Raw genomic sequence first — 24,478 nt, 5'->3', positions numbered from 1 at the left:
CAACTTATGTTGTCCTTTAGCTTTTAGCCGGGTTTAACTCAACAGCGTAAACGCAATCATCCCGACAATGGCACCCGTCGTACCGAGGATGGTTTCCATCAGCGTCCAGGTTTTCAGGGTTTGCGCTTCGGTCGCACCGGTAAATTTACCAAACAGCCAGAAGCCGGCGTCGTTGACGTGTGACACCACAATCGAACCGCCCGCAATACAGATTGAGAGCGCGGCCATCTGGGCACCGGAGTAGTTAAGCTGTTCAATCACCGGCATCACCAGACCCACGGCGGTTAAACATGCCACCGTCGCAGAGCCCTGGATGATACGCACCGCCGCAGCCAGTACGAAACAGGTCACCGCAATGGGCAGCCCCATGCCGGTCAGGGCTTCGCCCAGCGCCGGCCCCACGCCGGAATCCACCAGCACCTGTTTGAACACGCCACCGGCACCGATCACCAGCAGAATGATACCCGCCGGCTGCAGCGCATGGCCGCAGATTTCCATCACTTTGTCTTTCGGCATGCCCTGACGCATCGCCAGGCCGTACATCGCCACCAGACACGCCACCAGGATCGCGGTGAACGGGTGGCCGATAAACTCAAACCATTCGTACGCGGTAGACCCCACCGGCACGAAACGCGCGGCGATGGTTTTCAGCCCCACCAGCACCAGCGGCAGCAGGATCAGCGCCAGGCTGAAGCCGAAGGACGGCATTTTGCCTTCGCCAAGGTGCGGCTCGGTGACGTCATCCGGAATGTGAAGCTCAACGTAACGGCTGATGAAGTTGCCCCACAGCGGGCCGGCAATAATCATTCCCGGGATCGCTGCACACAGGCCGATCAGTATCATCCAGCCAAAATCGGCGTGCATCTGAGAAGCCAGCAGCATCGGCGCAGGCCCAGGCAGCAGGAACGCCGCCGCAGCCGCCACGCCCGCAAACAGCGGAATCACCAGCTTCACGAGGTTAGTGCCGGTATGGCGCGCCATCGAGAACGCCACGCTAATCAGCAGCACCACGGCCACTTCGAAGAACAGCGGCAGCGCACAAATCAGACCGGCGAGGCCAATCGCGTAGTGCGCACGGCTGTGTCCGAAGGATTTGAGCATTTTGACGGCAATCTGGTCGACTGCGCCCGTCTCATGCAGGATCTTGCCAAACATCGCGCCCAGCGCGACCACAATGGCCAGGAAACCCAGCGTGCCTCCCATCCCTTTTTCCATCGTCGCTGCGATCTTATCGAGCGGCATACCGGAAAAGAGACCTGCACCAATAGACACCACCATTAAGGCAACGAAAGCATGCATACGCGCTTTCATCACTAAAAACAGCAGCAGCAATACGGAACCAACTGCTGTTAAAACTAGCGTTAATGTACTCAAAACTTACTGCCTTTTATTAATGACCTCGATGGTGCTGGCAACAACACCCTCCAGTGACTGATCGATATCAACCACTAAGACGTCTTTCTCATCGTCACCCGGCTCCTGCAACGCTTCGAACTGCGTCACCAGCATCTGGGTTTTGAAGAAGTGGCCTTTACGCGCCTTCAGACGGCTCTCAATCACCTCGAAATCGCCTTTCAGGTAGATGAAAGAGAGGTTCGGGTTGCCGTCACGCAGCAGGTCGCGGTAGGTTTTTTTCAGCGCGGAGCAGACGATCAGGGAGACCTTGTTGGTACGCTGCATCGCGAACGCGGCGTCATTCAGCGCCTGCAACCACGGTTTGCGGTCGTCATCGTTCAGCGGCTCGCCGGAGGCCATTTTCATGATATTGCTGCGCGGATGGAGGAAGTCGCCATCAAGAAACGCCGCATGAAGTTGATGCGCCACTTCGCTGGCCACGGCAGATTTACCGCTACCGGAAACGCCCATCAGGACGTAAACGTGGTGATCATGATTAGTCGTGCTCAAAGGGTGTCCCTCAGTCAATTGTTACGGGTAACAGTTATCGGTAACATTGTCCTGCCGGGGCAAAAGAGAAGCAATATCCAAACGTGCGCGAAGTGAATAAGTGTGACCCACTTCAAATTTGTCAGCTTAAATAGATCCACCCGGTGACAAGGTGAAACCTAAATCTAACATTTTCGGCGTCACCGTCTCGCCACGTATGCGCGCCAGCAGGCGTTCTGCGCCAATACGGCCCATACGTTCACGCGGTGTCAGGACGCTCGCCAGACGGGGTTCCATCACTTGGCCGATGTCGTGGCCGTGGAAACCGGCAATCGCCATGTCTTCGGGGATCTTCAGCCCCAGACGCTGGCATTCGAACGCTGCACCGACCGCAAGGTCATCGTTGGTACAGAAAATACCGTCCAGTTGCGGATACTCGCGTCGTGCCTGACGCATCAGCTCAATACCCGACGTATAGGATGACGACTGCTCAACCATCACGCTGTACGGTGTTAAACCGGCGTCGAGCATTGCCTGCTCGTAACCCTTCTGTTTGATGATAGTACGTTCATCCAGACGTGCACCCAGGTAGGCAATATGGCGATGGCCGCGGGCAATGATAGCCGCCGTCATCTGGCGCGCCGCTTCGAAGTTATCAAAGCCCACCGCAATATCGAGACACGGCGACTGGCTGTCCATCAGCTCCACCACCGGAATGCCTGCCACTTCAATCATTTTTAGCGTACGGGGGGTGTGAGTACGTTCGGTTAAAATCAGACCGTCGATGTTCCAGGAGAGCATGGACTCAAGACGTTCTTCTTCCAGTTCCGGCTTGTACCCATAGTGGGCGAGCATGGTCTGATAGCCAAAGGCATCGGTCACGCTTTCAATGCCGCGCAACACTTCGGCAAAAACCTGGTTGGTTAAGGAAGGCAGGAGGACGCCAACCGCGCGGCTGGTCGCATTCGAAAGAATATCGGGGGCGCGGTTAGGGATATACCCCAGTTCATCGAGGGCAGCGGCAATCTTGCCACGCAACGCCACGGAAACCTGTTCCGGGTTACGTAAAAACCGGCTGACCGTCATTTTGGTCACACCGACGCGATCGGCTACATCCTGAAGTACGGGGCGTTTCTTTTTCATCGTCCTGAGAAATCGTAAGTGATAGATTTGCTCAGTTTATCACGGACAAAGCCCATCCTTCCCCTGTCAAAGGGAAGGATGGGCATTTATTTATGATTTATTACACCGGTGGCAGATCAAACAGCAGAATTTCGCTTTCACTGTCGGCATGCACGGACAGTGCCTGCTCATCCCAGATTGCCAGACCATCCGCCGTGGTAGCTTTCGTGCCGTTAATAGACACCTCGCCTTTCACCACCTGGATCCAGACGCGGCGGTTAGCGGCAATCTGATGGACAGACTGTTCGTCTTTTGCCAGCGCCCAGCGGTACAGTTCCATATCCTGGTGCACTTTCAGCGAACCGTCACGCGCATCCGGAGAGAGCACCAGCTGTTTGCCCTGTTTAGCATCAAAGCGGCGCTGTTCGTAGCGCGGGGTGATGCCGGTTTCTTCCGGAATGATCCAGATTTGATACAGGTGCAGTTTTTCCGTTTTGCTTGGGTTGTATTCAGAGTGACGCACCCCGGTACCCGCACTCATAATCTGGAACTCGCCCGCCGGAACCTGCTCTTTGTTGCCCATGCTGTCCTGGTGCTCAACCGCCCCTTCCAGCACATACGTCAGGATTTCCATGTCTTTGTGCGGGTGGGTACCGAAGCCCTGGCCTGCATCAATCACGTCATCGTTAATGACGCGCAGTGCGGAGAAGCCCATAAAGTTCGGGTCGTAGTAGTCAGCAAACGAGAATGAATGCCATGAGTCCAGCCAGCCATGATTCGCGTGACCACGTTCGTTTGCTTTGCGTAAGTAGATCATTATTTCACCCTCAGTTCGTTTCGATGGAGTAAGTGTGGACGCAAACGGCCTGGGATCATAGAGGGTGAAAATTGACTCCTCTGTTCAAAAATTTAGAACAAGCAAAGAGGAGTCATGTTTTCTTATCTGGCGAGGGTTATCGTGGCAGGAGAGGCCTGTTCGAAGGCCCGTTCAAGGAGTTCGAGATTGGTCATAACTTCAGATTCCTTGACGTAATTGGGCGCACCGTTAGTCAGGGTCTCATACAGCGCATCGTAAACGCGTCCGTAGTCACCCGCTTCGGGTTTCACGTCCTCTCTAACGGTGATGCCCTCTGCGTTGACGTACTCCAGCACGCCCACGGAGTCATCCGCCGCAAACCCCGGGTCGCCGGGCATAATGTTCGCCTTCAGGCTGGTCTCCTGCTGGTCGATACCGTACTTGATAAACGAGCCTCGGGTGCCGTGAACGATAAATTTCGGGTAGTCAATTTTCACCAGATGGCTGGTTTTGACGATGGCTTTCAGGTCGCCGTAAAACAGCTGGGCTTCGAAGGTGTCATCCGGATTGGCTTTGTTGCGCAGGCTGCGGATATCGTACGCCATGTGGTCCGGTCGGCCAAACAGAGAGATGATTTGATCGAGCGTATGCACGCCCAGACCATAGAATGAGCCATCCTGCGGCAGGCCGGGATGCGTTTCGGCCACCGGACGGTAGTAATCAAAGTGGCTTTCAATCTCGACGATGTCACCCAGTTTACCGCTCTCAATCACTTTTTTTGCCGTCAGGAAGCAGCTGTCAAAGCGGCGGTTTTGGTACGGCGTGACGGTCAGCCCTTTGCGCTTCGCCAGGTCAAACAACGTTTTCGCCTCTGCCATTGTCGGGGTAAACGGCTTTTCCACCAGCACGTTTTTGCCCGCCTCCAGCGCGCGTTTTGCGTACTCGAAATGGCTGTCAGCATGGGTACAGACAATCACCAGTTTGACCTGCGGATCGTTGAGGACCTCATCAAGATCGCAGGTGAAATGAATATGGGAGTACTGGGGAGACTGCTCTTCCGGCTTCGCGCGACGCCGGTAGATATGGGCAACGTGCCAGCTGTCTTTGCGGTTGAGAACATACGGAAGGTGGTAACGCGTGGTGCTTTTGCCAAATCCAATAAATGCGCAATGTAATGTCATGGCTCAGTCCTTTTTAAGGTTACTGAGTGCAACCATAGCGCAAGTTTTGCCCTCACCCCAGCCCTCTTCCATGGGGAGCGGGCGAAAAAAGACAAAAAAAAGCCAGCGTAAAGCTGGCTAAAGTAATACTGGAAGCAATGTGAGCAATGTCGTGCTTTCAGGTTCCCGTAGGGGTCTTCCTGAACGCAGAGCAATAATAATCATTCTCATTCGCACTTGTCCAATCTTTTTTGCAAAAATTAGCAGTTGACTCAAATTTTAATCTCACTGATGTTGGAATGGACGTTTAACTGACTGAGGATGAAGGAATGAGTGAGATTGTGATACGCCATATCGAAGCCCGCGATGCAGAAGCGCTACGTGACATTATGTCGCATCCTGGGGTGTATCACGACACGCTACAACTTCCCCATCCCTCAATGGATATGTGGCATGACCGGGTCGCGACGAAACCGGGAAGACGGCATCTCGTCGCCTGTCTGGACCAGCGAGTGGTTGGCCATATGGCACTCGATGTGATGGAAAATCCCCGCCGCAGCCACGTTGCAACGTTCGGCATTAGCGTGGCCGCTGATGTACAGGGACGCGGTGTGGGTCGTGCGCTCATGCGCGAAATGGTCAATCTCTGCGACAACTGGTTGCGCATTGAACGCATTGAGCTCACGGTTTTTGCGGATAACCCTGCGGCACTGGCGCTGTATAAGAAGTTTGGGTTTGAAATCGAAGGGACCGGCAGGAACTTCGCCCTGCGTAACGGCGACTATGTGGACGCGTATTACATGGCGCGGCTGAAGTGATAAATTGCCCGGTAACGCGACGCTTACCGGGCAATAAAATCAGAACCCCGCCGTCAAATCATCCACCGAACGCGGATCCGAGGCCCCAAACAGCGTGCCGTCCGGGCCGACCATAATGCTCTGGGTGCTGCCCATTGCCTCTTTCAGCGCCACCTTCTGCCCGCGCTGCTCCAGCAGTTTTAAGGTGTCCGGGCTAAAGCCCTTCTCAACGCGCAACTCATCCGGCAGCCACTGATGATGGAAACGTGGTGCGTTCGTCGCTTCGGCGACATTCATTCCAAAGTCGATGCTGTTCACCACCATCTGCAGCACCGTGGTGATAATACGGCTGCCGCCAGGGCTGCCTGTCACCAGCCAGGTTTTACCGTCTTTGACCACGATGGTAGGCGACATGGACGATAGCGGACGCTTCTTCGGTCCGACCGCATTCGCATCCCCACCCACCAGCCCGTAGACGTTCGGCACGCCCGGTTTGGCCGAGAAGTCATCCATCTCGTTATTGAGCAGAATCCCGCTGTTGCCTGCCACGATGCCTGTACCAAAGGTGGTGTTGAGGGTATAGGTCACCGCCACCGCGTTACCGTCTTTATCCACCACCGAGAAGTGGGTGGTCTGGTTGCTCTCATACGGTGCCAGCTTGCCCGGGCGGATCTCGCTCGACGGTTTGGCCTTGTTGATGTCAATCTCATCAGCAATCGATTTAGCATAGGCTTTATTGGTCAGCGCCTGCCACGGCACCTTCACGAAGTCCGGGTCGCCCAGGTATTCTGAACGGTCGGCGTAGGCGCGTTTTTCCGCCTCTGCCATCACCTGCATGGCATCCGCACTGCCGAAGCCGAACTTGTGCATATCGAAGTTTTCAAGAATGTTGAGGATCTGCACGATGTGAATGCCGCCGGAAGACGGAGGCGGCATCGAGAAAACGTCATAGCCGCGATAGCTTCCGTGAATCGGCTCACGCTCGACGGCCTTGTACTCCGCGAGATCCGCTTTGGTGATAAGCCCACCGTTCTTTTGCATCTCTTCGGCAATCTGGTCGGCAATCGCCCCTTTGTAGAACGCATCCGGGCCGTGCTCCGCGATCAGCTCCAGACTTTTCGCCAGGTTCTTCTGCACCAGCTTATCGCCCTTCTTCAGCGGTTCGCCGTCTTTCCAGAAGATAGCCTTGCTGTTTTCGTGATTCGGAATCACTTCGCTGCCATAGGTTTTAAGATCGTCAGCCAGGGCGTCATTCACCACAAAACCTTCGCGGGCGAGCTTAATCGCAGGCTGTACCACTTTGTTGAGCGGCAGGGTGCCATATTTTTCCAGCGCCAGGGAGAAGCCTGCGACGGTGCCCGGCGTACCGGAGGCAAGATGCGAGGTCAGGGATTTTTTGCTGTCCGGGTTGCCTTGATCGTCAAGGAACATATCGCGGGAAGCCTGTCCGGGGGCCATCTCACGGAAGTCGATGGCGGTGGTTTTGCCGTCTTTGGTCCGCAGCATCATAAAGCCGCCGCCGCCCAGGTTCCCCGCCTGCGGATGCGTCACCGCCAGCGCATAGCCCACCGCGACTGCCGCATCCACCGCATTACCGCCCTGCCGGAGAATATCGACGCCCACTTTCGTTGCCAGCGCATCCACCGACGCCACCATACCCTGCGTTGCCCGCACGGGATGAAAAACATCTTCCTCCACGCCGTACGAGACTGGCGGAGCCGCTGGCGGGTTGGCCGCCACGCTAAATGTGCCGCCTGCCATCAGCGCGGCGATCGCTATCCAGCGCAAAAACGTTGGTTTCATCATTATTGTTCTCCAGGTGAAGAGGGCCATATTCCCCGCTTAAGCCTGGTTCACAACTCCTAAAAAATCATCGTCATGGTGAAATCAGGGTAAACTTAAGAGAAGCCTCAAAAGAAGGAGATGACAATGAAACGCTTACTGATTCTTACGGCGCTGCTTCCGTTTGCCGCGCTCGCACAGCCACTCAATACGATGAACAACCCGAACCAGCAGGGCTACGTCATTCCAAGCCAGCAGCGTATGCAAACGGAGATGATGAGCCAGCAGCAACAGCAGAAAGGGATGCTGAACCAGCAGTTGAAAACGCAGACCCAGGTGCAGCAGCAAAGCCTGCAAAACCAGATGAACACCAACACCCAGCGCATACAGCAGGGTCAGGTGCGTGAGCAGCCGCTGCCTAACCCGAACGGCGGGATGCTGGGCGGGATGACCTCGTCGGGCAGCGGACAGCAGCATATGCTGCCGTCCCAGTCACCGTCGAATGGCGGGATGCTTAATTCTTCGCAGAACTAAAGTTCGGGCCGATTACGTCAATCGCATCGGTACAGATACTGTCCACCCCCCAGCGCAGCAGCTCTGCCGCGCGCTGGGGTTTGTTGACGGTATAGACCAGGATATGCAGCCCCGCCTCTTTCAACATTTTTACCCGCGCCTCATCCAGCAGCGCGTGGTTCAGGTGAATCGACACACACCCTAAACGGCTGGTCAGCTCACGCCAGTCATCACGCCACGTGTCGAGCAGCAGTCCGCGCGGCAACGCCGGAACGGACGCCTGCGCCGCCTCCAGGGCATCAATGTCAAACGACGACAGCAGGGGTGGCGTCATGCCCTCCCACAGCTCACGCGCGGCCAGCGCAATGACTTTACCTGTGAACGGCCCGGTGCCGGTGGTTGGTTTGATTTCGATATTGGCCATCATGCCGTGCAGGCGACAGCGGTCGGCCACTTCCGCCAGCAGCGGCAGCGGCTCGCCTTTGAACTCGCTGCTGTACCAGCTTCCGGCGTCGACGTTCAGCAGATCGCGCCACGGCAGGTCTCCCGCCACGCCCCAGCCATTGCTGGTACGTTCGAGGTTGTCATCATGCAGAAGGAAAATCTCGCCGTCTTTCGATAGCTTGGCGTCGAACTCGATCATCGTGTGACCGTAATGCGCGCCCATATCGATAGCCGCCAGCGTGTTTTCCGGCGCCAGTTTACCGCCGCCCCGGTGGGCGACGATGTGGGGATAAGGCCAGTTACTCATATACGTTGTCCTGTTTCACCGTCGAATACGTGCAGGTGATTTTCCGGCAGATGCAGCCACAGCGTGCTGCCTGCTTTAGGGCGCTCCTGATGGGCCAGACGCACCACCATTTTTTGTTCACCCCAACGTCCGTGCGCCAGGTTGTCAGCCCCCAGCATCTCCAGCGTGTCCATGACCAGCGGCACGCCGCCTTCCGCCTGTGAGGTTAACCCAATATGTTCCGGGCGGATACCGAGCGTCATCTTACGCCCGGCATAGCCACGATAGTACCCGTTTACGGGCAGCGCCATCCCACTTTCCAGCTCAAAATGCGTACCGGCGCTGCTGAGCCGCCCTTCCAGCAGGTTCATCGCCGGACTGCCAATAAAGCTCGCCACAAAGCGGGAGGCCGGTTTCTCGTATACCTCCACCGGGGTGCCAATCTGTTCGGCGACGCCTTTGTTCATCACCATCACGCGCTGGGCGAGGGTCATCGCTTCCACCTGATCGTGCGTCACATACAGGGAGGTGGTTTTCAGACGACGGTGCAGCTGCTGCAACTCAAGGCGCATCTGCACGCGCAGCTTGGCATCAAGGTTTGAGAGCGGCTCGTCGAACAGGAACACCGCAGGGTCACGCACAATGGCGCGCCCCATCGCCACGCGCTGGCGCTGTCCGCCGGACAGTTCACGCGGACGACGCTTGAGCAGGCCATCCAGCTCCAGAATACGCGCCGCCTCTTTCACGCGCTCATCGATATGGCTTTTGCCCATCCCGCGGATTTTCAGCCCCCAGGCCATGTTCTCTTCCACGCTCATGTGCGGATAAAGGGCGTAGTTCTGAAACACCATCGCGATGCCCCGGTCCTTCGGCTCCATCTCGGTCACGCGCTGGCGATCGATCCAGATATCGCCGCTGGTCACACGTTCAAGCCCGGCAACCATACGCAGCAGCGTCGATTTGCCGCAGCCTGACGGGCCAACCATCACGATAAACTCCCCGTCCGCCACGTCGAGCGTTAACGGCTGAATGACCTGGGTTTTGTTGTCCCAGCTTTTGGTCACTGCCTGTAATTTTAAACCTGCCATCTTATTTCTCACTGTCCACTAAACCACGCACGAACGCACGTTGCATGGCTAAAACGATAACGACCGGGGGGATAAGGGTGAGCAGCATCGCCGCCATCACCTGATTCCAGAGCGTGGTGCCTTCACCGGTGGCGATCATGCCTTTGATGCCCGCCACGGCGGTGCCAAGATTGACGTCCTGAATAATCAGCAGCGGCCACAGATACTGGTTCCAGCCGTAGATAAAGGTGATGACAAACAGCGCCGCAAGGTTGGTTTTCGACAGCGGCAGCACGATGTCACGGAAGAAGCGCATCGGCGAGGCTCCGTCAATACGCGCGGCCTCAATCAGCTCGTCCGGCAGGGTCATAAAGAACTGGCGGAACAGGAAGGTGGCGGTGGCCGAGGCCATCAGCGGCAGGGTTAAACCTGCGTAGCTGTCCAGCATCTTCAGGTTGGCGATCACTTCCACCGTCGGGAAGATACGCACTTCGACCGGCAGCATCAGGGTGATGAAGATCATCCAGAAGAACAGGTTACGCAGGGGAAAGCGGAACCAGACGATGGCGAAAGCCGAGAGCATCGACACCGTGATTTTGCCCACCGTAATACCGAACGCCATGATGAAGCTGTTCAGCATCATCAGCCAGAATGGCGCGCTGTTAGCGCCCACGCCCTGGGTCCAGATGGTTTTCATGTTTTCGAAAAGATGCCCGCCTGGGATCAGCGTCATCGGCGTATCAAACACCGCTTTGGTGTCCAGCGTGGCGGCAACGAAGGCCACATACAGCGGGAACAGAATGACGATGATGCCCAAAATCAGCATGGTGTGGCTGAACATCGTCAGCCCGCGACGGTTCTCGATCATTGGTAGCGCACCTTACTTTCGACATAACGGAACTGCACTACCGTGAGAAGGATGACGAGGAACATCAGCACGACCGACTGGGCGGCAGATGCCGAGAGATCCAGACCGGCAAAGCCTTCGCGATAGATCTTATAGATAAGCGTCGTCGTGGCCTGCACCGGGCCACCGGCCGTGGCGGCGTCGATCACCGGGAAGGTGTCGAAGAAGGCGTAAACCAGGTTGACCACCAGCAGGAAGAAACTCACCGGGGCAATCAGCGGCAGCGACAGCCTAAAGAAACGACGGACCGGCCCTGCACCATCAATCGCCGCGGCTTCAACCAGCGAGCGCGGAATAGACTGCAGCGCAGCAAAGAAGAACAGGAAGTTGTAGCTGATCTGTTTCCACACCGACGCGAAGACCACCAGGAACATCGCCTGACCGCTGTTCTGGGCGTGGTTCCAGTCGTAGCCGAACTCCGCCAGGAAATGGGTAATCAGCCCGCGCCCTGGGTTAAACAGGAAGATCCACAGCACGGCGGCGACGGCAGGCGCCACGGCGTAAGGTAGCAGCATCAGCGTCTGATACAGACGGCTGCCGCGCACCACGTAATCCACCAGCGCCGCGAAAAAGAGCGATGCGACAAGGCCGCTGACAGTGACCAGCGCGCTGAACTTCATGGTCGTCCAGAAGGCGTCGAGGTAATAGCTGTCATGGAACAGTGCGGTAAAGTTGTCCAGCCCGACAAACTGGCTGGAAAGCCCAAACGGATCGACGCTTTGTACCGAGTACCAGAGCGCCTCGCCCGCAGGCCAGATAAAGAAGATAACGGTGATGACCAGCTGCGGCGCGACCAGCAAATACGGCAGCCAGCGCGAACGGAACACCGGACGGGATGAGGACATAGTTTAGCTCAGCGTAGGTAGCCCTCACCCCAGCCCTTCCCACAGGGAGAGGGACAGGATGAGGGTAAAATGATTAAGACTTTGTTGATTGCTCAAAGCGGCGCAGCAGCTGATTACCGCGCTCTACCGCAGAATCCAGCGCCTGCTGTGGGGTTTTCTTCCCGGTCCACACGCTTTCCAGCTCTTCATCTACGATGGTACGGATCTGCGGCATGTTCCCCAGACGCAGGCCTTTGGTGAACGGCAATGGCGGCTTGTTGAGCATCTGACGCGTCGCGATATCCGCGCCCGGGTTTTTGCTGTAGAAGCCCTGCTCGCGGGTCAGGTCATACGCAGCCGTGGTGATAGGCAGGTAGCCGGTTTTCTGATGCCATTCGGCGGCATTCTCTGGTTTCGCCAGGAAGTCGAGGAACTCGGCCACGCCCTTGTAGGTGCCCTTGTCTTTGCCCTGCATGACCCACAGGCTCGCCCCACCGATGATGGCGTTCTGCGGTGCGCCTTTCACGTCAGCGTCGTAAGGCATCATGCCTACGCCGTAGTTGAATTTTGCGTAATGACGGATATCCGCCAGAGAGCCGGAAGAGGCGGTCGTAATCGCGCAGTCACCGTTGTAGAACTTCTCGGTGGATTCGTCTTTACGCCCGAAGTAGCTGAAATCGCCCTTCTTGTTGAGATCGGCAAGCAGAGCGATGTGCTTCACCTGCTCTGGCTTGTTGAACTCCAGTACCGCGTCGGTGCCGTCGAAGCCGTTGTTTTTGGTGGCCACCGGCAGGCCGTGCCAGGCGCTGAAGTTTTCAATCTGGATCCAGCCCTGCCAGCCGCTGGCGTAGCCGCACTTCATCCCCGCCGCTTTCAGCTTAGCGGTGTACGCCGCCAGATCCTGCCAGGTTTTTGGCGGTTGTTCCGGATCTAAACCGGCTTTCCTGAAGGCGTCTTTGTTGTAGTACAGCACCGGCGTGGAGCTGTTAAACGGCTGAGACAGCAAATGACCGGTTTTGGAATCGGTGTAGTAACCCGCCACGGTCGGCACGAACTGCGATTCGTCGAAGTTGATACCTGCGTCTTTAAACACTTCGTAAACCGGTTTAATGGCTTTAGAGGCCATCATGGTCGCAGTACCGACTTCGTAAACCTGAAGCAGCGCAGGTGCATTACCGGTACGGAAAGCGGCAATGCCCGCGCTCAGGCTCTGCTCGTAGTTACCTTTGTACACCGGCACAATTTTGTAATCCGGATGGGTGTCGTTGAAACGCTGCGCCAGGGAGTCAACTTCTTTACCCAACTCCCCTTCCATGGAATGCCAGAACGGAATGGTGGTGACAGCCATTGCGTTCGCCGCAAAAGCCAGACCCATTGCCAGACCCAAAGCTGTGTGTCGTAACGATGTCATTGTCATCTCTCTTATTGTGCCGGATGCGCGATATCACGCGTTTTTATGCTCGCGAGGTAACATGACATGCTCGAATGACAGAAAAATAACTTTTTCTTTACAGTGAGATGACAACAAAACGTCAGGCGGATGATGGTTGTGTGAAGGCGGTTGGGGTAAGTTCGGTGCGGTCTGGTGCCCTGCATGAAAAAAGGCAACTGACGTTGCCTTTTTGCTTTTGCTTTATCTAGCCGCCGAGATAGGCGCTTCGCACCGCTTCGTTTGCCAGCAGCGCGTCACCGGTATCGGAGAGCACCACGTGGCCGTTTTCCAGCACGTAGCCGCGGTCGGCGAGCTTCAGCGCCTGGTTGGCGTTCTGCTCGACGAGGAAGATGGTCATCCCCTCTTTACGCAGCTGTTCGATGGTGTCGAAGATCTGCTGAATGATGATCGGCGCAAGACCGAGCGACGGTTCATCCAGCAGCAGTAAACGCGGCTGGCTCATCAGCGCGCGACCAATCGCCAGCATCTGCTGTTCACCACCGGACATCGTGCCGGCCCGCTGAATACGGCGCTCCCACAAACGCGGAAACAGCTCATAGACCCATTTGATGCGGGACTGGTACTGGTCGCGGTCGGCAAAGAAGCCGCCCATCGCAAGGTTCTCTTCCACCGTCATTCGTGAGAAGACGCGACGCCCTTCCGGGACAATCGCTACCGCTTCACGCATGATTCTGGCGGTTTGCCAGTCGGTAATATCTTTGCCATCAAAGACAATCCGCCCGCTGGTGGCGCGCGGGTCGCCGCACAGGGTGCCGAGCAGCGTGGTTTTACCCGCACCGTTCGCGCCAATCAGGGTGACGATTTCGCCCTGATTGATATGCAGGCTGACATCGTGCAGCGCCTGTATCTTGCCGTAGTGAGCATTAACCTTGTCGAACGTTAACATCGCTTTTTCCATCTTATGCCTCACCCAGGTATGCACGGATCACGTCCGGGTTGTTGCGGATCTCTTCCGGCGTCCCGTTTGCCAGCGGCGTGCCCTGGTTTACCACGTAGATACGGTCAGAAATGCCCATCACCAGCTTCATATCATGCTCAATCAGCAGGATGGTGGTGTCATGATGATCGCGCAATTCGGCAATCAACTCGTCCAGCTCTTTGGTCTCTTTCGGGTTAAGCCCTGCCGCCGGTTCATCGAGCATCAGGATTTCTGGCTGCGTCACCATGCAGCGCACGATCTCCAGACGACGCTGGTCACCGTAGGCCAGGTTGCTGGCCTGACGGTTCGCATGCTGCAGCAGGCCGATACGGTCGAGCCAGGTGGCGGCGCGGTCGAGCGCTTCATCCTGAGCACGGCGGAAGGCCGGGGTTTTCAGCAGGCCAGAGAAAAGGCCGGTTTTGAGCTGCAGGTGTTGCGCCACCAGCAGGTTCTCTATCACCGTCATCTCGCGGAACAGACGCACGTGCTGGAAGGTACGCACCACCCCCATGCGGGCAATCTGCTGGCCCGGAAGCCCTTCCAGATGCTGGTCGCGCAGCTTGATGGTGCCACCCGTCGGCTTGTAGAAACCGGTCAGGCAGTTAAAGACCGTGGTTTTCCCCGCGCCGTTAGGGCCAATCAGGGAGACAATCTCTTTCTTGTGCAGATCCAGATTCACGTTGTTGACGGCCAGCAGGCCGCCAAAACGCATCATCAGGCCGTTAACGGATAATAATGGCTGGCTCATGCCTGCTCTCCTTTCGCTTGCCCGTTTTTCAGCTTCAGCTGTGGACGGGTCATCGGCAGCAAGCCCTGCGGACGCCAGATCATCATCAGCACCATCAAACCACCCAGCATAAGCATGCTGTATTCGTTAAAGTCACGCATCAGCTCACGGGAGACCACCAGCAGAATGGCCGCCAGGATAACGGCAAACTGCGAGCCCATACCGCCGAGCACCACAATCGCCAGCACAAAGGCAGATTCAGCAAAGGTAAACGATTCGGGGCTGACAAAGCCCTGACGCGCGGCAAACAGCGTACCGGCAAAACCGGCAAACGCGGCGCTGATGGTAAACGCGGTCAGCTTGATGCGGGTCGGGTTGAGGCCCAGTGAACGGCAGGCGATTTCATCTTCACGCAGCGCTTCCCACGCACGGCCCAGCGGCATACGCAGCAGACGGTTAATCACAAACAGGGTAAGCACCACCAGCAGCAGCGCCACCAGGTAGAGCCAAATCACCCGGTCGGACGGATCGTACTTCACGCCAAAGAAGTTGCTGAAAGTATCCCAGCCCCCTTCGCGAGCCGTACGGCTGAACTCCAGACCAAAGAAGGTCGGTTTCGGGATCTGGCTGATCCCGTTCGGGCCGCCGGTCACTTCGGTGTTGTTGAGCAGCAGGATACGCACGATTTCGCCGAAGCCTAAGGTCACAATCGCCAGATAGTCACCGCGCAGGCGTAAGACCGGGAAGCCCAGCAGGAAGCCCGCCGCGGCGGAGACCAGGCCCGCCAGCGGCAGACAGGTCCAGAAGCCGAGACCGTAATAGTGGTTCAGCAGCGCGAAGGTATAGGCCCCGATGGCGTAGAAACCACCGTAGCCCAGCACCAGCAGGCCAGACAGCCCCACCACTACGTTCAGGCCCAGACCGAGGATCACGTAGATCATGGTCAGGGTCGCGATATCGACCGTACCGCGAGAGACCACAAACGGCCACGCCACCGCAGCCACCAGCAGCGCCACGAAGAACAGCTTCTGCTTAACGGTTGAGCCGTCGAGAGCCGGCAGAACGAATTTCGGACCGGAGACACTTTTCAGCGTCTTCTGGAACACAGGACGCAGCATCTGGAACAGAAACACAACCGCGGTGCCAATGAATATCCACTGCCAGCGAATGTCGGCGGCGGTATCCACCACCAGTTTTGTGCCGTCCAGCTCTAACTGGACGCCCATAAAGACGCCTGCCAGCACGAAGAACATGGCGGCTGAGAGGAGCGCCATTGCGAAATGCATCGGTTTCATACTTTCTCTACCTCCGGACGACCCAGAATACCGGTAGGCATTACCAGCAGAACCAGAATCAGCAGGGCAAACGACACCACATCTTTATATTCCGTACTCAGATACGCGGAGGAGAGCGCTTCGGCCACGCCCAGGATCAGGCCGCCAATCATCGCGCCTGGAATACTGCCGATACCGCCCAGGACCGCCGCGGTGAAGGCTTTCATCCCGGCCATAAAGCCGATGTACGGGTTGATAACGCCGTAGAACTGCCCCAGCAGGACACCCGCGACCGCCGCCATCGCTGCCCCAATCACAAAGGTCAGGGCGATAACGCGGTCGGTGTTGATGCCAAGCAGGCTCGCCATCTTCAGATCTTCTGCGCAGGCACGGCAGGCGCGTCCCATACGCGAGTAGCGGATAAAGACCGTCAGGGCGAGCATTGCAACGAAGGTCACCACCCAGATCACCAGCTGCATGGTGGTGATAGAGGCAGAGAAGTTCTCGCTGGCACCGACCACCCACTGACCGTTGAACAGGCTTGGCAGCGCCACGTCGCGCGAGCCTTCCGTCAGGCTGACGTAGTTTTGCAGGAAGATCGACATCCCGATGGCGGAGATCAGCGCAATCAGGCGTTTGGAGCTACGCACCGGCCGGTACGCCACGCGTTCAATGCTCCAGCCATAGGCGCTGGCAATCACAATCGCGCCGACAAACCCGGCGGCGACCAGCAGCCAGCTGCTGTCGATACCCATCATCATCAGGGCGGCGATAATCATAAAGGAGACATAGCTACCGATCATGTAGACCTCGCCGTGGGCGAAGTTAATCATGCCGATAATGCCGTAAACCATCGTGTACCCGATGGCGATCAGCGCGTAGGTGCTTCCCAGCGTGACGCCGTTAAACATCTGCTGCAGGAAATAGAGAAACTGCTCGGACATATGCAAACCTTTTTATACCCGCCCGGCGGTCCGGGCGGTGGGATAATTATTTGGCGACCGAGGACGAACCGTCGGCGTGCCACTTAAAGACACCAAACTCAAATCCCTTCAGATCGCCTTTCTCATCCCAGTTCAGCGGCCCAATCACGGTGTTCGCCCCGTGTGCTTTTAAATCTTTCACCAGATCCAGCGGTTCTTTGCTGCCGGTGCGATCCAGCGCGGTTGCCAGAGACTGCACCGCCGCGTAGGTGATCCAGACGTACGGACCACTTGGATCTTTCTTCTGCGCCTTGAGCGCGTCTACGATAGCCTTGTTCGCAGGATCCTGGTCATAGCGTTTTGGCATCGTCACCAGCATGCCTTCGCCTGCGTCCCCGGCGATGTTCGACAGGGAGGCGTTACCGACGCCTTCTGGGCCCATAAACTGGGTTTTCAGCCCGACCGAACGCGCCTGACGCAGCATCTGACCCATTTCCGGGTAGTAGCCGCCGTAGTAAACAAAATCGATATTCTCTTTTTGCAGACGGGCGATCAGCGCGGAGAAATCTTTCTCGCCAGCGGTAATGCCATCAAAGAAGACGATATTCGCGCCGCCTTTTTTCAGCCCGTCCTGAACGGAGCGCGCCAGGCCTTCGCCGTACTGCTGTTTGTCATGAATAATGGCGATGCGCGTCGGCTTGACGGTATCGAGGATGTATCGGGCGGCGGTTGGTCCCTGAGACGAGTCCAGACCGGCAGTACGCATGATGTGCTGATAACCGCGCTGAGTCAGTTCAGGGTTGGTTGCGCCCGGGGTAATCATCAGAATGCCTTCGTCTTCGTAGATGTCCGACGCAGGCTGGGTGGACGACGAGCACAGGTGGCCAATCACGTACTGAATACCATCGTTCACGATTTTGTTAGCAACCGCGACGGCCTGTTTGGGATCGCAGGCGTCGTCATATTCCACGCCAACCAGCTTGTCGCCTTTGATGCCGCCTTTGGCGTTGATGTCTTTGATTGCCTGGCGAGCACCGTTGAACTCCATGTCCCCCCACTGGGCAACAGGACCGGACATCGCACCCACTACAGCAACCTTAATATCTTCCGCCATGGCTGCATGCGAAATCGCCAATGCAACCATCCCCGCGATTAACGTCTTCGCGTTCCTTTTCATCTCTGAATCCCCATTCGTGATGTCGTGTATATATTTTGTTTTATTATGGTTAAAAAGCATTCTGTACTTTTAATGCACAACGCTATTTTTACCAGCGCCTTTAATGGTTTAGCGCAGTTTTTCATAAAAACCAGACTAAAATCTCTATTTTTCAGGCGATTAAGCAAAGATAATATTCTGAAACAAGGCAGAGATAAACAAATAAAATTGCAGTTTGCAGCATAAAATAACGGTACAAAGCGCCGAATAATTCACTGCCATTCAGGTTAAAATTCTGCTTATTTTTCGATCCATGTGTTTTCAAACTGCCCTTCGCGCTGCCAAAAAACTAATCACCTGGTGAGCCGGGATAAAAAGAGGAAGCCGCTGAGGGAATAAATTGAGTACACTGCCCCTACTCAATTTGATTTGGACAAGCAGCTAATGAAACTGACTATCGTGCGTCTGGTGACCTTTAGCGACCAGGATCATATCGACCTGGGCAAGATCTGGCCGGAATATTCCCCTTCGTCGCTCCGTGTCGATGAGACACACCGCATCTACGCCGCGCGCTTTAACGAGCGTCTGCTCGCCGCGGTTCGCGTGACGCTGAGCGGCACCGAAGGGGCGCTGGACTCACTGCGCGTACGTGACGTGACCCGTCGTCGCGGTGTGGGGCAGTATTTAATTGAAGAAATAATCCGTGAAAACCCGAACGTTACCTCCTGGTGGATGGCCGACGTGGGCGTGGAAGACCGCGGCGTGATGGCGGCGTTTATGCAGGCGTTAGGGTTTACGGCGCAGGAAAACGGGTGGGAGAAACGTCAGGTTTGCTGAATGCCGCCTGATGCCCTCACCCCGCCCCTCTCCCACAGGAGAGGGTGCAAATACTAAAACGGCAACCGAAAGGTTGCCGTTTGCTTTTATTTGGCGTCGGTTGCCGTTCCGTTAGCATGCCAGTCAAACACGCCGAACTCGAAGCCTTTCAGATCGCCCTTCGCATCCCAGGAAAGCGGACCCATCACGGTATCGACAGAGTTGGCTTTCAGCCAGGTGGCAATCTCAGCCGGATCGGCTGACTGGTTCAGACCCGCCTGCAGAGACTGCAGCGCAGCGTAGGTGGTCCAGACGAACGCGCCGCTTGGATCCTGTTTCTTCGCCTTGATGGCATCTACGATCGGTTTGTTCGCAGGCACCTGGTCGTAGTTCTTCGGTTTGGTCACCAGCAGGCCTTCAGCAGACTCACCGGCGATGTTAGACAGGGAAACGTTCGCAACCCCTTCCGGACCCATAAACTGGGTTTTCAGGCCAGCCGCACGTGCCTGACGCAGGATCTGGCCCATTTCAGGGTGATAGCCACCGTAGTAAACGAAATCAATATTCTCTTTCTTCAGACGTGCCACCAGAGTGGAGAAGTCTTTCTCACCGGCGGTGATACCGTCAAAGAAGACCACATTGGCATTGCCTTTCTTCAGACCATCCTGCACGGCACGCGCCAGACCTTCACCGTACTGCTGTTTGTCGTGAACAATCGCGATACGCTTCGGCTTCACGTTGTCCAGAATGTATTTTGCCGCGGTTGGGCCCTGGTCTGAATCCAGACCGGTGGTACGCAGGGTCAGCTTATAGCCACGTGCGGTCAGCTCCGGCGCCGTTGCAGCCGGGGTGATCATCAGAATGCCTTCGTCTTCGTAGATATCAGACGCGGGCTGCGTGGAAGAGGAGCACAGGTGACCGATAACGTATTTGATCCCGTCGTTCACCACTTTGTTCGCCACGGCAACCGCTTGTTTCGGGTCACAGGCATCATCATATTTTACGATCTGCAGTTTTTCGCCCTTGATACCGCCCTTAGCATTAATGTCTGCAACCGCCTGTTCTGCGCCGGTAAATTCCTGGTCGCCGTACTGTGCTACCGGACCGGACATCGCGCCCACGACAGCCACTTTAATATCGGCCTGTGCCATCGTGCTGAATGCCAACGCAATACATCCTGCCAGTAACGCTTTACCCTTCATATTCATCCTGAGATTCCCCATTATTATGGTTATTACGATTGTCGTGATGTTGTTGTGTAGCGCTTTATTTCAGTTATAGGTATGACAGTCGCGCTTTTTCAGCATACTCTGCTAAAACATACCCCATTTTTATGATTTTGGAATAGCTAATTTGAAATGAATATATGATAAGCCCGGCAGGGATCACCGCCGGGCCAGGGCTTTAACGTGTCAGCGACGCGGAGATAATATCCAGCGCTTTACGGAACTGAACTTCGGGGATGGTAAGCGGATAGAGGAAACGGATAACGTTGCCGTACACGCCGCAGCTCAGCAGCAATAGACCTTCCTGTAACGCACGCTCCTGGACCTGACGCGTGAATTCCGGCGACGGCAGCCCGGTTTGCGGGTCGTTAAACTCCACCGCCACCATTGAGCCCTGGGCACGAATATCAGCGATAAACGGACAGTCCCCCTTCGCTTTGTTCAGCACTTCCACCAGATGATGGCCAAGATGCGCCGCGCGCGTGCAGAGATCCTCTTCATCAATCACATCCAGCACGGCATGGGCTGCGGCAATCGCCAGCGGGTTGCCGGCGTAAGTCCCGCCCAGCCCGCCAGGTGCGGGGGCATCCATCACTTCCGCCCGGCCAGAGACCGCCGAGAGCGGCATCCCGCCGGCCAGGCTTTTCGCCATGGTGATCAGATCCGGCTTCACGCAATGGTGTTCCATCGAGAACAGCTTGCCGGTTCGCGCAAAGCCACTTTGCACTTCGTCGGCAATCAGCAAAATTCCGTGCGTATCGCACAGTTCGCGCAGGGCCTGCATAAAATCGGCGGGGGCAATGTTGAACCCCCCCTCCCCCTGAACCGGTTCCAGGATAATGGCCGCCACCTGGTCCGGCGCAATGTCTGCTTTGAAGATGCGTTCGAGGCTTTTTAACGCTTCTGCCGTGCTGACGCCGTACAGATCATTTGGATAGTGCGCGTGATAAACCGATCCGGGAAACGGACCGAAACCGAGTTTGTACGGCGCCACTTTCCCCGTCAACGCCATCGTCATAAAGGTACGGCCGTGGAAGGCACCGCCAAAGGCGATCAGGCCAGGACGACGGGTATACGCGCGGGCAATTTTTACCGCGTTTTCGACCGCCTCTGCTCCCGTAGAGAAGAAAGCCGTTTTGGCAGGCCCATCAACGGGTACACGTTGGTTGATACGCTCGGCAAGCGCCACATAGCCTTCGTACGGGACAATCTGATATGCCGTATGGGTAAATGCGTGGAGTTGTTTTTCGATGGCGGCAACGACTTTTGGATGCCGATGGCCGGTATTCAGCACCGCAATCCCGGCGGCGAAGTCGATATACTCGTTACCCTCGACGTCCCACACCGTGGCATTTTCGGCTTTATCGGCGTAGAAGTTACACATCACGCCGATACCGCGCGGCGTCGCCTGCAAACGCCGGTCATTCAGTTCACTGTTTTTCACCCTGTCCCCCTGAGAAATTCACCTGCTTAGCGCATCTGTAAGTGTTTGCCAGGGGGAGGGAATTCGCCAGAGCGGGAGATAAAAAAACAAAACCCCCGAATTTGCATTCGAGGGTTATCGGGGACATCGCGGAAATTACGCTTCGATAGCGGCGCGAAGTTTTTTCATGGCGTTCTTTTCAAGCTGACGCACACGTTCAGCGGAGACGCCGTAGCGATCGGCCAGCTCCTGCAGCGTGGACTTGTTATCTTCGTCCAGCCAGCGGGCGCGGATAATATCCTGGCTACGTTCGTCGAGGCCTTCCATTGCTGAAGTCAGCTTGTTCGCGGCCTGATCTTCCCAGTTATCCTCTTCAATGCCGTCAGCAAAGTTAGAGGTTTTATCCTGCAGATACAGAACCGGTGCCATTGGCTGGCTGTCAGAGCCGTCGTCGTCGGAGGACATATCGAAGGTCATGTCCTGCGCGGCCATACGGGATTCCATCTCACGCACGTCTTTGCTGGATACGCCCAGCTCGCGCGCCACCATTTCAACTTCATCCTGATTGAACCAGCCCAGACGCTGCTTGGTTTTACGCAGGTTGAAGAACAGTTTACGTTGCGCTTTTGTCGTGGCGACTTTCACGATACGCCAGTTGCGCAGCACGTATTCATGAATTTCTGCTTTGATCCAGTGTACGGCGAAGGAGACCAGTCGCACACCCACTTCCGGGTTGAAGCGACGTACAGCCTTCATCAGACCGATGTTACCTTCCTGAATCAAGTCCGCCTGCGGCAGGCCATAGCCCGCATAATTACGAGCAATGTGAACAACAAAGCGCAGGTGAGACAGGATCAGCTTTTTCGCTGCTTCCAGATCGCCCTGGTAATGCAGCTTTTCAGCAAGCTCCTTTTCTTCCTCGGCCGTTAACATCGGCCAGGTGTTCGCAGCCCGGATATAAGATTCCAGGTTACCAACAGGGGCTAAAGCTAAAGTTTGCATTTCTTTGGTCATTCATTCCTCTCAATGTTTCTTCTGGTCCAGGCTGTCCCCATCAGGCAACAACCATGCCAAAGCGTTTGAGCCACGAGATTAGCATTCACTCTTTTATCAGACAGTGATTTTATCCACAAGTTCCAGGTGCAACGGTGAATAAATTACGCACAAATTGTGACATGGAGATGATAACAGGGGAAGAGACAACAGGGACGCTTTCCCTGCAGAGCGAACATCTCGGTGCAGGGAAAGATTATATCACGCTTTTATTAGTCGGGAGTAAAGTGACGTAAATGTTGCACGGTTGCCAGCCATGCTGCCACCCAGCCGATCATCGAGCACACCAGCAGCAGTAACAGGCACTCATCGAACCCTAAGCCGCTGATATCAAACTTCGTTCCGAAAACCTGCGCCACTTCGGTTACGGCAGAGGACAGCCGCATCACCAAAATTTCTGACAATATCAGTGAAAGAAATGCGCCGGAAAAACCGAGCAATGCGCCGCCGTACAGGAACGGACGCAGGATGAAGCCATCCGTCGCACCAATCAGTTTCTGCACGTTGATGGTGTCGCGACGCGCGAAAATGCTCAGGCGTACGCTGTTACCGATGACGAGGAAGACCGCCGCCACCATCAGCACACCAATCATCGCCGCCACGCGCCCTACCAGCCCGGTCAGCGCAGCAAGACGCGCAAACCAGCTGTCATCCATGCGCACTTCATCAATCCCGTTGATACGGGTGATGCGGTCACGCAGGGTGTTGAGCGAGTCGGTCCCCTGGAAATCGAGTTTCGGGATCACCACCGCCACGGCCGGGAGGGGGTTCTCTTCAAGCATGTCCAGCGCACCGCCAAAGCCTGACCAGTTACGGAACTCACCCAGGGCTTCTTCACGAGAGAGATAATTCACTTTCTCTACGCCCTGTTCGGCCTGGATTTGCCCCACAACCTGCGCCGCTGCGTTATCGTCGAGCGCCTTATCCAGATAGACCGTGATCTGCGGAGAAGGATAGTACTGCGACGCCGCCTGGTTAACGTTTTTATAGACCATGTAGCAGACGCTTGGCAGCGTCAGGGAGATGGCAATCACCATCACCGTCAGGAACGTCGCCAGCGGTTTGCTTTTCAGGTCCTGCAACGCACCGTGGAAGGCATAACGCACCTGCTCGTTGAACACGTTGGTTTTGCGGGAGTTCGGCTTAGGTGCCGCTTTCGCACGCTTTGGCGCATTACGATTGCCGTCACCGCCGCCCTGCGGCTTACGGAAGCGGTCAAACCGGTTTCCGAACTGCCGAATCTGGTTTATTGCATCACGCTTATTCACCGAGGCCTCCGTGCAAATGACCGTCGCTCAGGGTCAGCATGCGGTACGAACGACGGGAAATCAGCCCGATGTCGTGCGTTGCCATCAATACCGTCACCCCAACGCGGTTAAATTCCTCAAACAGACGCAAAATCCCTTCTGACAGGGCGTCGTCCAGGTTACCGGTCGGTTCATCCGCCAGCAGTACCGCAGGTTTATTCACCACCGCACGGGCAATCCCCACACGCTGCTGTTCACCGCCAGACAGCTGGATCGGGAAGTTCTTCGCTTTGTCCAGCAGCCCGACTTTATCCAGCGCCGCAGAGACGCGACGACGGATATCATCATAGCTGGCACCGGCAATAATCAGCGGAATGGCCACGTTATCGAAAACGGTGCGATCCATCAGCAGGTGGTGGTCCTGGAAAATCATGCCAATCTGACGACGCAGGAACGGCACCTCACGGTTTTTCAGACGGCTAATATCATGGCCGCTGAACCAGATTTTCCCGGCGCTCGGCCGCTCGATCCCACAGATAAGCTTGAGCAGGGTACTTTTCCCCGCGCCGGAATGGCCGGTCAGGAATGCCATCTCGCCTGGCTGCAGGTGGAATGTCACCCCCTGCAGCGCTTGTCTCCCACCGAGATAGGCCTTGCTGACGTGTTCAAAGCGAATCAT

At 56.2% G+C, this 24,478-nt stretch carries 24 protein-coding genes; 3 read left to right on the top strand and 21 right to left on the bottom strand.

Features of this window, described 5'->3' with window-relative positions; translation table 11 throughout:
- Positions 1-33: 33 nt before the first annotated feature.
- The 5 genes from gntU to BJP35_RS00900 all read right to left on the bottom strand — a co-directional run bounded on the left by gntU (position 34) and on the right by BJP35_RS00900 (position 4,983).
- On the bottom strand, positions 34-1,374 hold the full coding sequence (gntU, locus tag BJP35_RS00920; RefSeq protein ID WP_014171987.1) for a gluconate transporter: 1,341 nt from the start codon (positions 1,372-1,374) through the stop codon (positions 34-36).
- A 3-nt stretch (positions 1,375-1,377) separates the two neighbouring features.
- Positions 1,378-1,905, bottom strand: coding sequence for a gluconokinase (gntK, locus tag BJP35_RS00915; protein WP_020884556.1), 528 nt, complete (start codon positions 1,903-1,905; stop codon positions 1,378-1,380).
- A 126-nt stretch (positions 1,906-2,031) separates the two neighbouring features.
- Positions 2,032-3,027, bottom strand: coding sequence for a gluconate operon transcriptional repressor GntR (gene gntR / locus BJP35_RS00910; protein WP_014171989.1), 996 nt, complete (start codon positions 3,025-3,027; stop codon positions 2,032-2,034).
- 100 nt (positions 3,028-3,127) lie between these two features.
- The gene (locus BJP35_RS00905) at positions 3,128-3,823 is read right to left on the bottom strand and encodes a pirin family protein (RefSeq protein ID WP_014171990.1); all 696 of its coding nucleotides are present in this window, start codon (positions 3,821-3,823) and stop codon (positions 3,128-3,130) included.
- 122 nt (positions 3,824-3,945) lie between these two features.
- A complete protein-coding gene (locus tag BJP35_RS00900) occupies positions 3,946-4,983 on the bottom strand; it encodes an oxidoreductase (RefSeq protein WP_020884555.1) in 1,038 nt (345 codons plus the stop codon).
- Between the two features lie 308 nt (positions 4,984-5,291).
- Here BJP35_RS00900 and yhhY point away from each other — a divergent pair, with 308 nt between their 5' ends.
- The gene (yhhY, locus tag BJP35_RS00895; RefSeq protein ID WP_014171992.1) at positions 5,292-5,780 is read left to right on the top strand and encodes an N-acetyltransferase; all 489 of its coding nucleotides are present in this window, start codon (positions 5,292-5,294) and stop codon (positions 5,778-5,780) included.
- A gap of 39 nt (positions 5,781-5,819) precedes the next feature.
- On the opposite strand, the gene ggt is transcribed toward yhhY, so the two are convergent.
- Positions 5,820-7,562 (bottom strand): gamma-glutamyltransferase, encoded by a 1,743-nt coding sequence (gene ggt / locus BJP35_RS00890; protein WP_025202845.1) that lies wholly within the window; start codon positions 7,560-7,562, stop codon positions 5,820-5,822.
- A gap of 126 nt (positions 7,563-7,688) precedes the next feature.
- On the opposite strand from ggt, the gene BJP35_RS00885 reads away from it, so the two are divergent.
- Positions 7,689-8,075, top strand: coding sequence for a DUF2756 family protein (locus tag BJP35_RS00885; RefSeq protein WP_025202844.1), 387 nt, complete (start codon positions 7,689-7,691; stop codon positions 8,073-8,075).
- Here BJP35_RS00885 and ugpQ read toward each other — a convergent pair.
- The 10 genes from ugpQ to livK all read right to left on the bottom strand — a co-directional run bounded on the left by ugpQ (position 8,056) and on the right by livK (position 18,055).
- On the bottom strand, positions 8,056-8,805 hold the full coding sequence (ugpQ, locus tag BJP35_RS00880) for a glycerophosphodiester phosphodiesterase (protein WP_047742597.1): 750 nt from the start codon (positions 8,803-8,805) through the stop codon (positions 8,056-8,058). The genes BJP35_RS00885 and ugpQ overlap by 20 nt on opposite strands.
- Positions 8,802-9,872 (bottom strand): sn-glycerol-3-phosphate import ATP-binding protein UgpC, encoded by a 1,071-nt coding sequence (locus BJP35_RS00875; protein WP_032679131.1) that lies wholly within the window; start codon positions 9,870-9,872, stop codon positions 8,802-8,804. Before BJP35_RS00875 ends, ugpQ begins: the two co-directional genes overlap by 4 nt.
- Position 9,873: 1 nt before the next feature.
- On the bottom strand, positions 9,874-10,719 hold the full coding sequence (gene ugpE, locus BJP35_RS00870) for a sn-glycerol-3-phosphate ABC transporter permease UgpE (RefSeq protein ID WP_014171997.1): 846 nt from the start codon (positions 10,717-10,719) through the stop codon (positions 9,874-9,876).
- Positions 10,716-11,603: a sn-glycerol-3-phosphate ABC transporter permease UgpA gene (gene ugpA / locus BJP35_RS00865; RefSeq protein ID WP_014171998.1), complete on the bottom strand. Its 888-nt coding sequence runs from the start codon at positions 11,601-11,603 to the stop codon at positions 10,716-10,718. Before ugpA ends, ugpE begins: the two co-directional genes overlap by 4 nt.
- A 73-nt stretch (positions 11,604-11,676) precedes the next feature.
- On the bottom strand, positions 11,677-12,993 hold the full coding sequence (gene ugpB / locus BJP35_RS00860) for a sn-glycerol-3-phosphate ABC transporter substrate-binding protein UgpB (protein ID WP_047742599.1): 1,317 nt from the start codon (positions 12,991-12,993) through the stop codon (positions 11,677-11,679).
- 226 nt (positions 12,994-13,219) lie between these two features.
- Positions 13,220-13,933 (bottom strand): high-affinity branched-chain amino acid ABC transporter ATP-binding protein LivF, encoded by a 714-nt coding sequence (livF, locus tag BJP35_RS00855; protein ID WP_020884549.1) that lies wholly within the window; start codon positions 13,931-13,933, stop codon positions 13,220-13,222.
- 1 nt (position 13,934) lies between these two features.
- Positions 13,935-14,702 carry a high-affinity branched-chain amino acid ABC transporter ATP-binding protein LivG gene (livG, locus tag BJP35_RS00850; RefSeq protein ID WP_014172002.1) on the bottom strand — a complete coding sequence of 256 codons (768 nt, stop codon included), beginning with the start codon at positions 14,700-14,702 and terminating at the stop codon, positions 13,935-13,937.
- Complete coding sequence (livM, locus tag BJP35_RS00845) at positions 14,699-15,976, bottom strand: branched chain amino acid ABC transporter permease LivM (RefSeq protein WP_014172003.1); 1,278 nt, start codon at positions 15,974-15,976, stop codon at positions 14,699-14,701. Before livM ends, livG begins: the two co-directional genes overlap by 4 nt.
- Complete coding sequence (gene livH, locus BJP35_RS00840; RefSeq protein ID WP_020884547.1) at positions 15,973-16,899, bottom strand: high-affinity branched-chain amino acid ABC transporter permease LivH; 927 nt, start codon at positions 16,897-16,899, stop codon at positions 15,973-15,975. The genes livM and livH overlap by 4 nt, the downstream gene beginning before the upstream one ends.
- 46 nt (positions 16,900-16,945) lie before the next feature.
- Positions 16,946-18,055, bottom strand: a complete 1,110-nt coding sequence (gene livK, locus BJP35_RS00835) for a high-affinity branched-chain amino acid ABC transporter substrate-binding protein LivK (protein WP_020884546.1) — start codon at positions 18,053-18,055, stop codon at positions 16,946-16,948.
- Between the two features lie 423 nt (positions 18,056-18,478).
- Here livK and panM point away from each other — a divergent pair, with 423 nt between their 5' ends.
- The gene (panM, locus tag BJP35_RS00825; RefSeq protein ID WP_020884545.1) at positions 18,479-18,871 is read left to right on the top strand and encodes an aspartate 1-decarboxylase autocleavage activator PanM; all 393 of its coding nucleotides are present in this window, start codon (positions 18,479-18,481) and stop codon (positions 18,869-18,871) included.
- A gap of 86 nt (positions 18,872-18,957) precedes the next feature.
- Here panM and livJ read toward each other — a convergent pair whose 3' ends face one another.
- The 5 genes from livJ to ftsE all read right to left on the bottom strand — a co-directional run bounded on the left by livJ (position 18,958) and on the right by ftsE (position 24,478).
- On the bottom strand, positions 18,958-20,058 hold the full coding sequence (gene livJ / locus BJP35_RS00820; RefSeq protein ID WP_072126534.1) for a branched chain amino acid ABC transporter substrate-binding protein LivJ: 1,101 nt from the start codon (positions 20,056-20,058) through the stop codon (positions 18,958-18,960).
- Between the two features lie 196 nt (positions 20,059-20,254).
- Complete coding sequence (locus BJP35_RS00815) at positions 20,255-21,520, bottom strand: 4-aminobutyrate--2-oxoglutarate transaminase (RefSeq protein ID WP_014172010.1); 1,266 nt, start codon at positions 21,518-21,520, stop codon at positions 20,255-20,257.
- Between the two features lie 135 nt (positions 21,521-21,655).
- Positions 21,656-22,513: an RNA polymerase sigma factor RpoH gene (gene rpoH / locus BJP35_RS00810; RefSeq protein WP_014172011.1), complete on the bottom strand. Its 858-nt coding sequence runs from the start codon at positions 22,511-22,513 to the stop codon at positions 21,656-21,658.
- Between the two features lie 251 nt (positions 22,514-22,764).
- Positions 22,765-23,820: a permease-like cell division protein FtsX gene (ftsX, locus tag BJP35_RS00805; RefSeq protein WP_014172012.1), complete on the bottom strand. Its 1,056-nt coding sequence runs from the start codon at positions 23,818-23,820 to the stop codon at positions 22,765-22,767.
- Complete coding sequence (gene ftsE, locus BJP35_RS00800) at positions 23,813-24,478, bottom strand: cell division ATP-binding protein FtsE (protein WP_014172013.1); 666 nt, start codon at positions 24,476-24,478, stop codon at positions 23,813-23,815. The genes ftsX and ftsE overlap by 8 nt, the downstream gene beginning before the upstream one ends.

It is taken from the genome of Enterobacter sp. J49, from assembly GCF_002148625.1.
GTDB lineage: Bacteria > Pseudomonadota > Gammaproteobacteria > Enterobacterales > Enterobacteriaceae > Enterobacter > Enterobacter ludwigii.
This window is presented reverse-complemented; position numbering and strand designations above follow the sequence as displayed.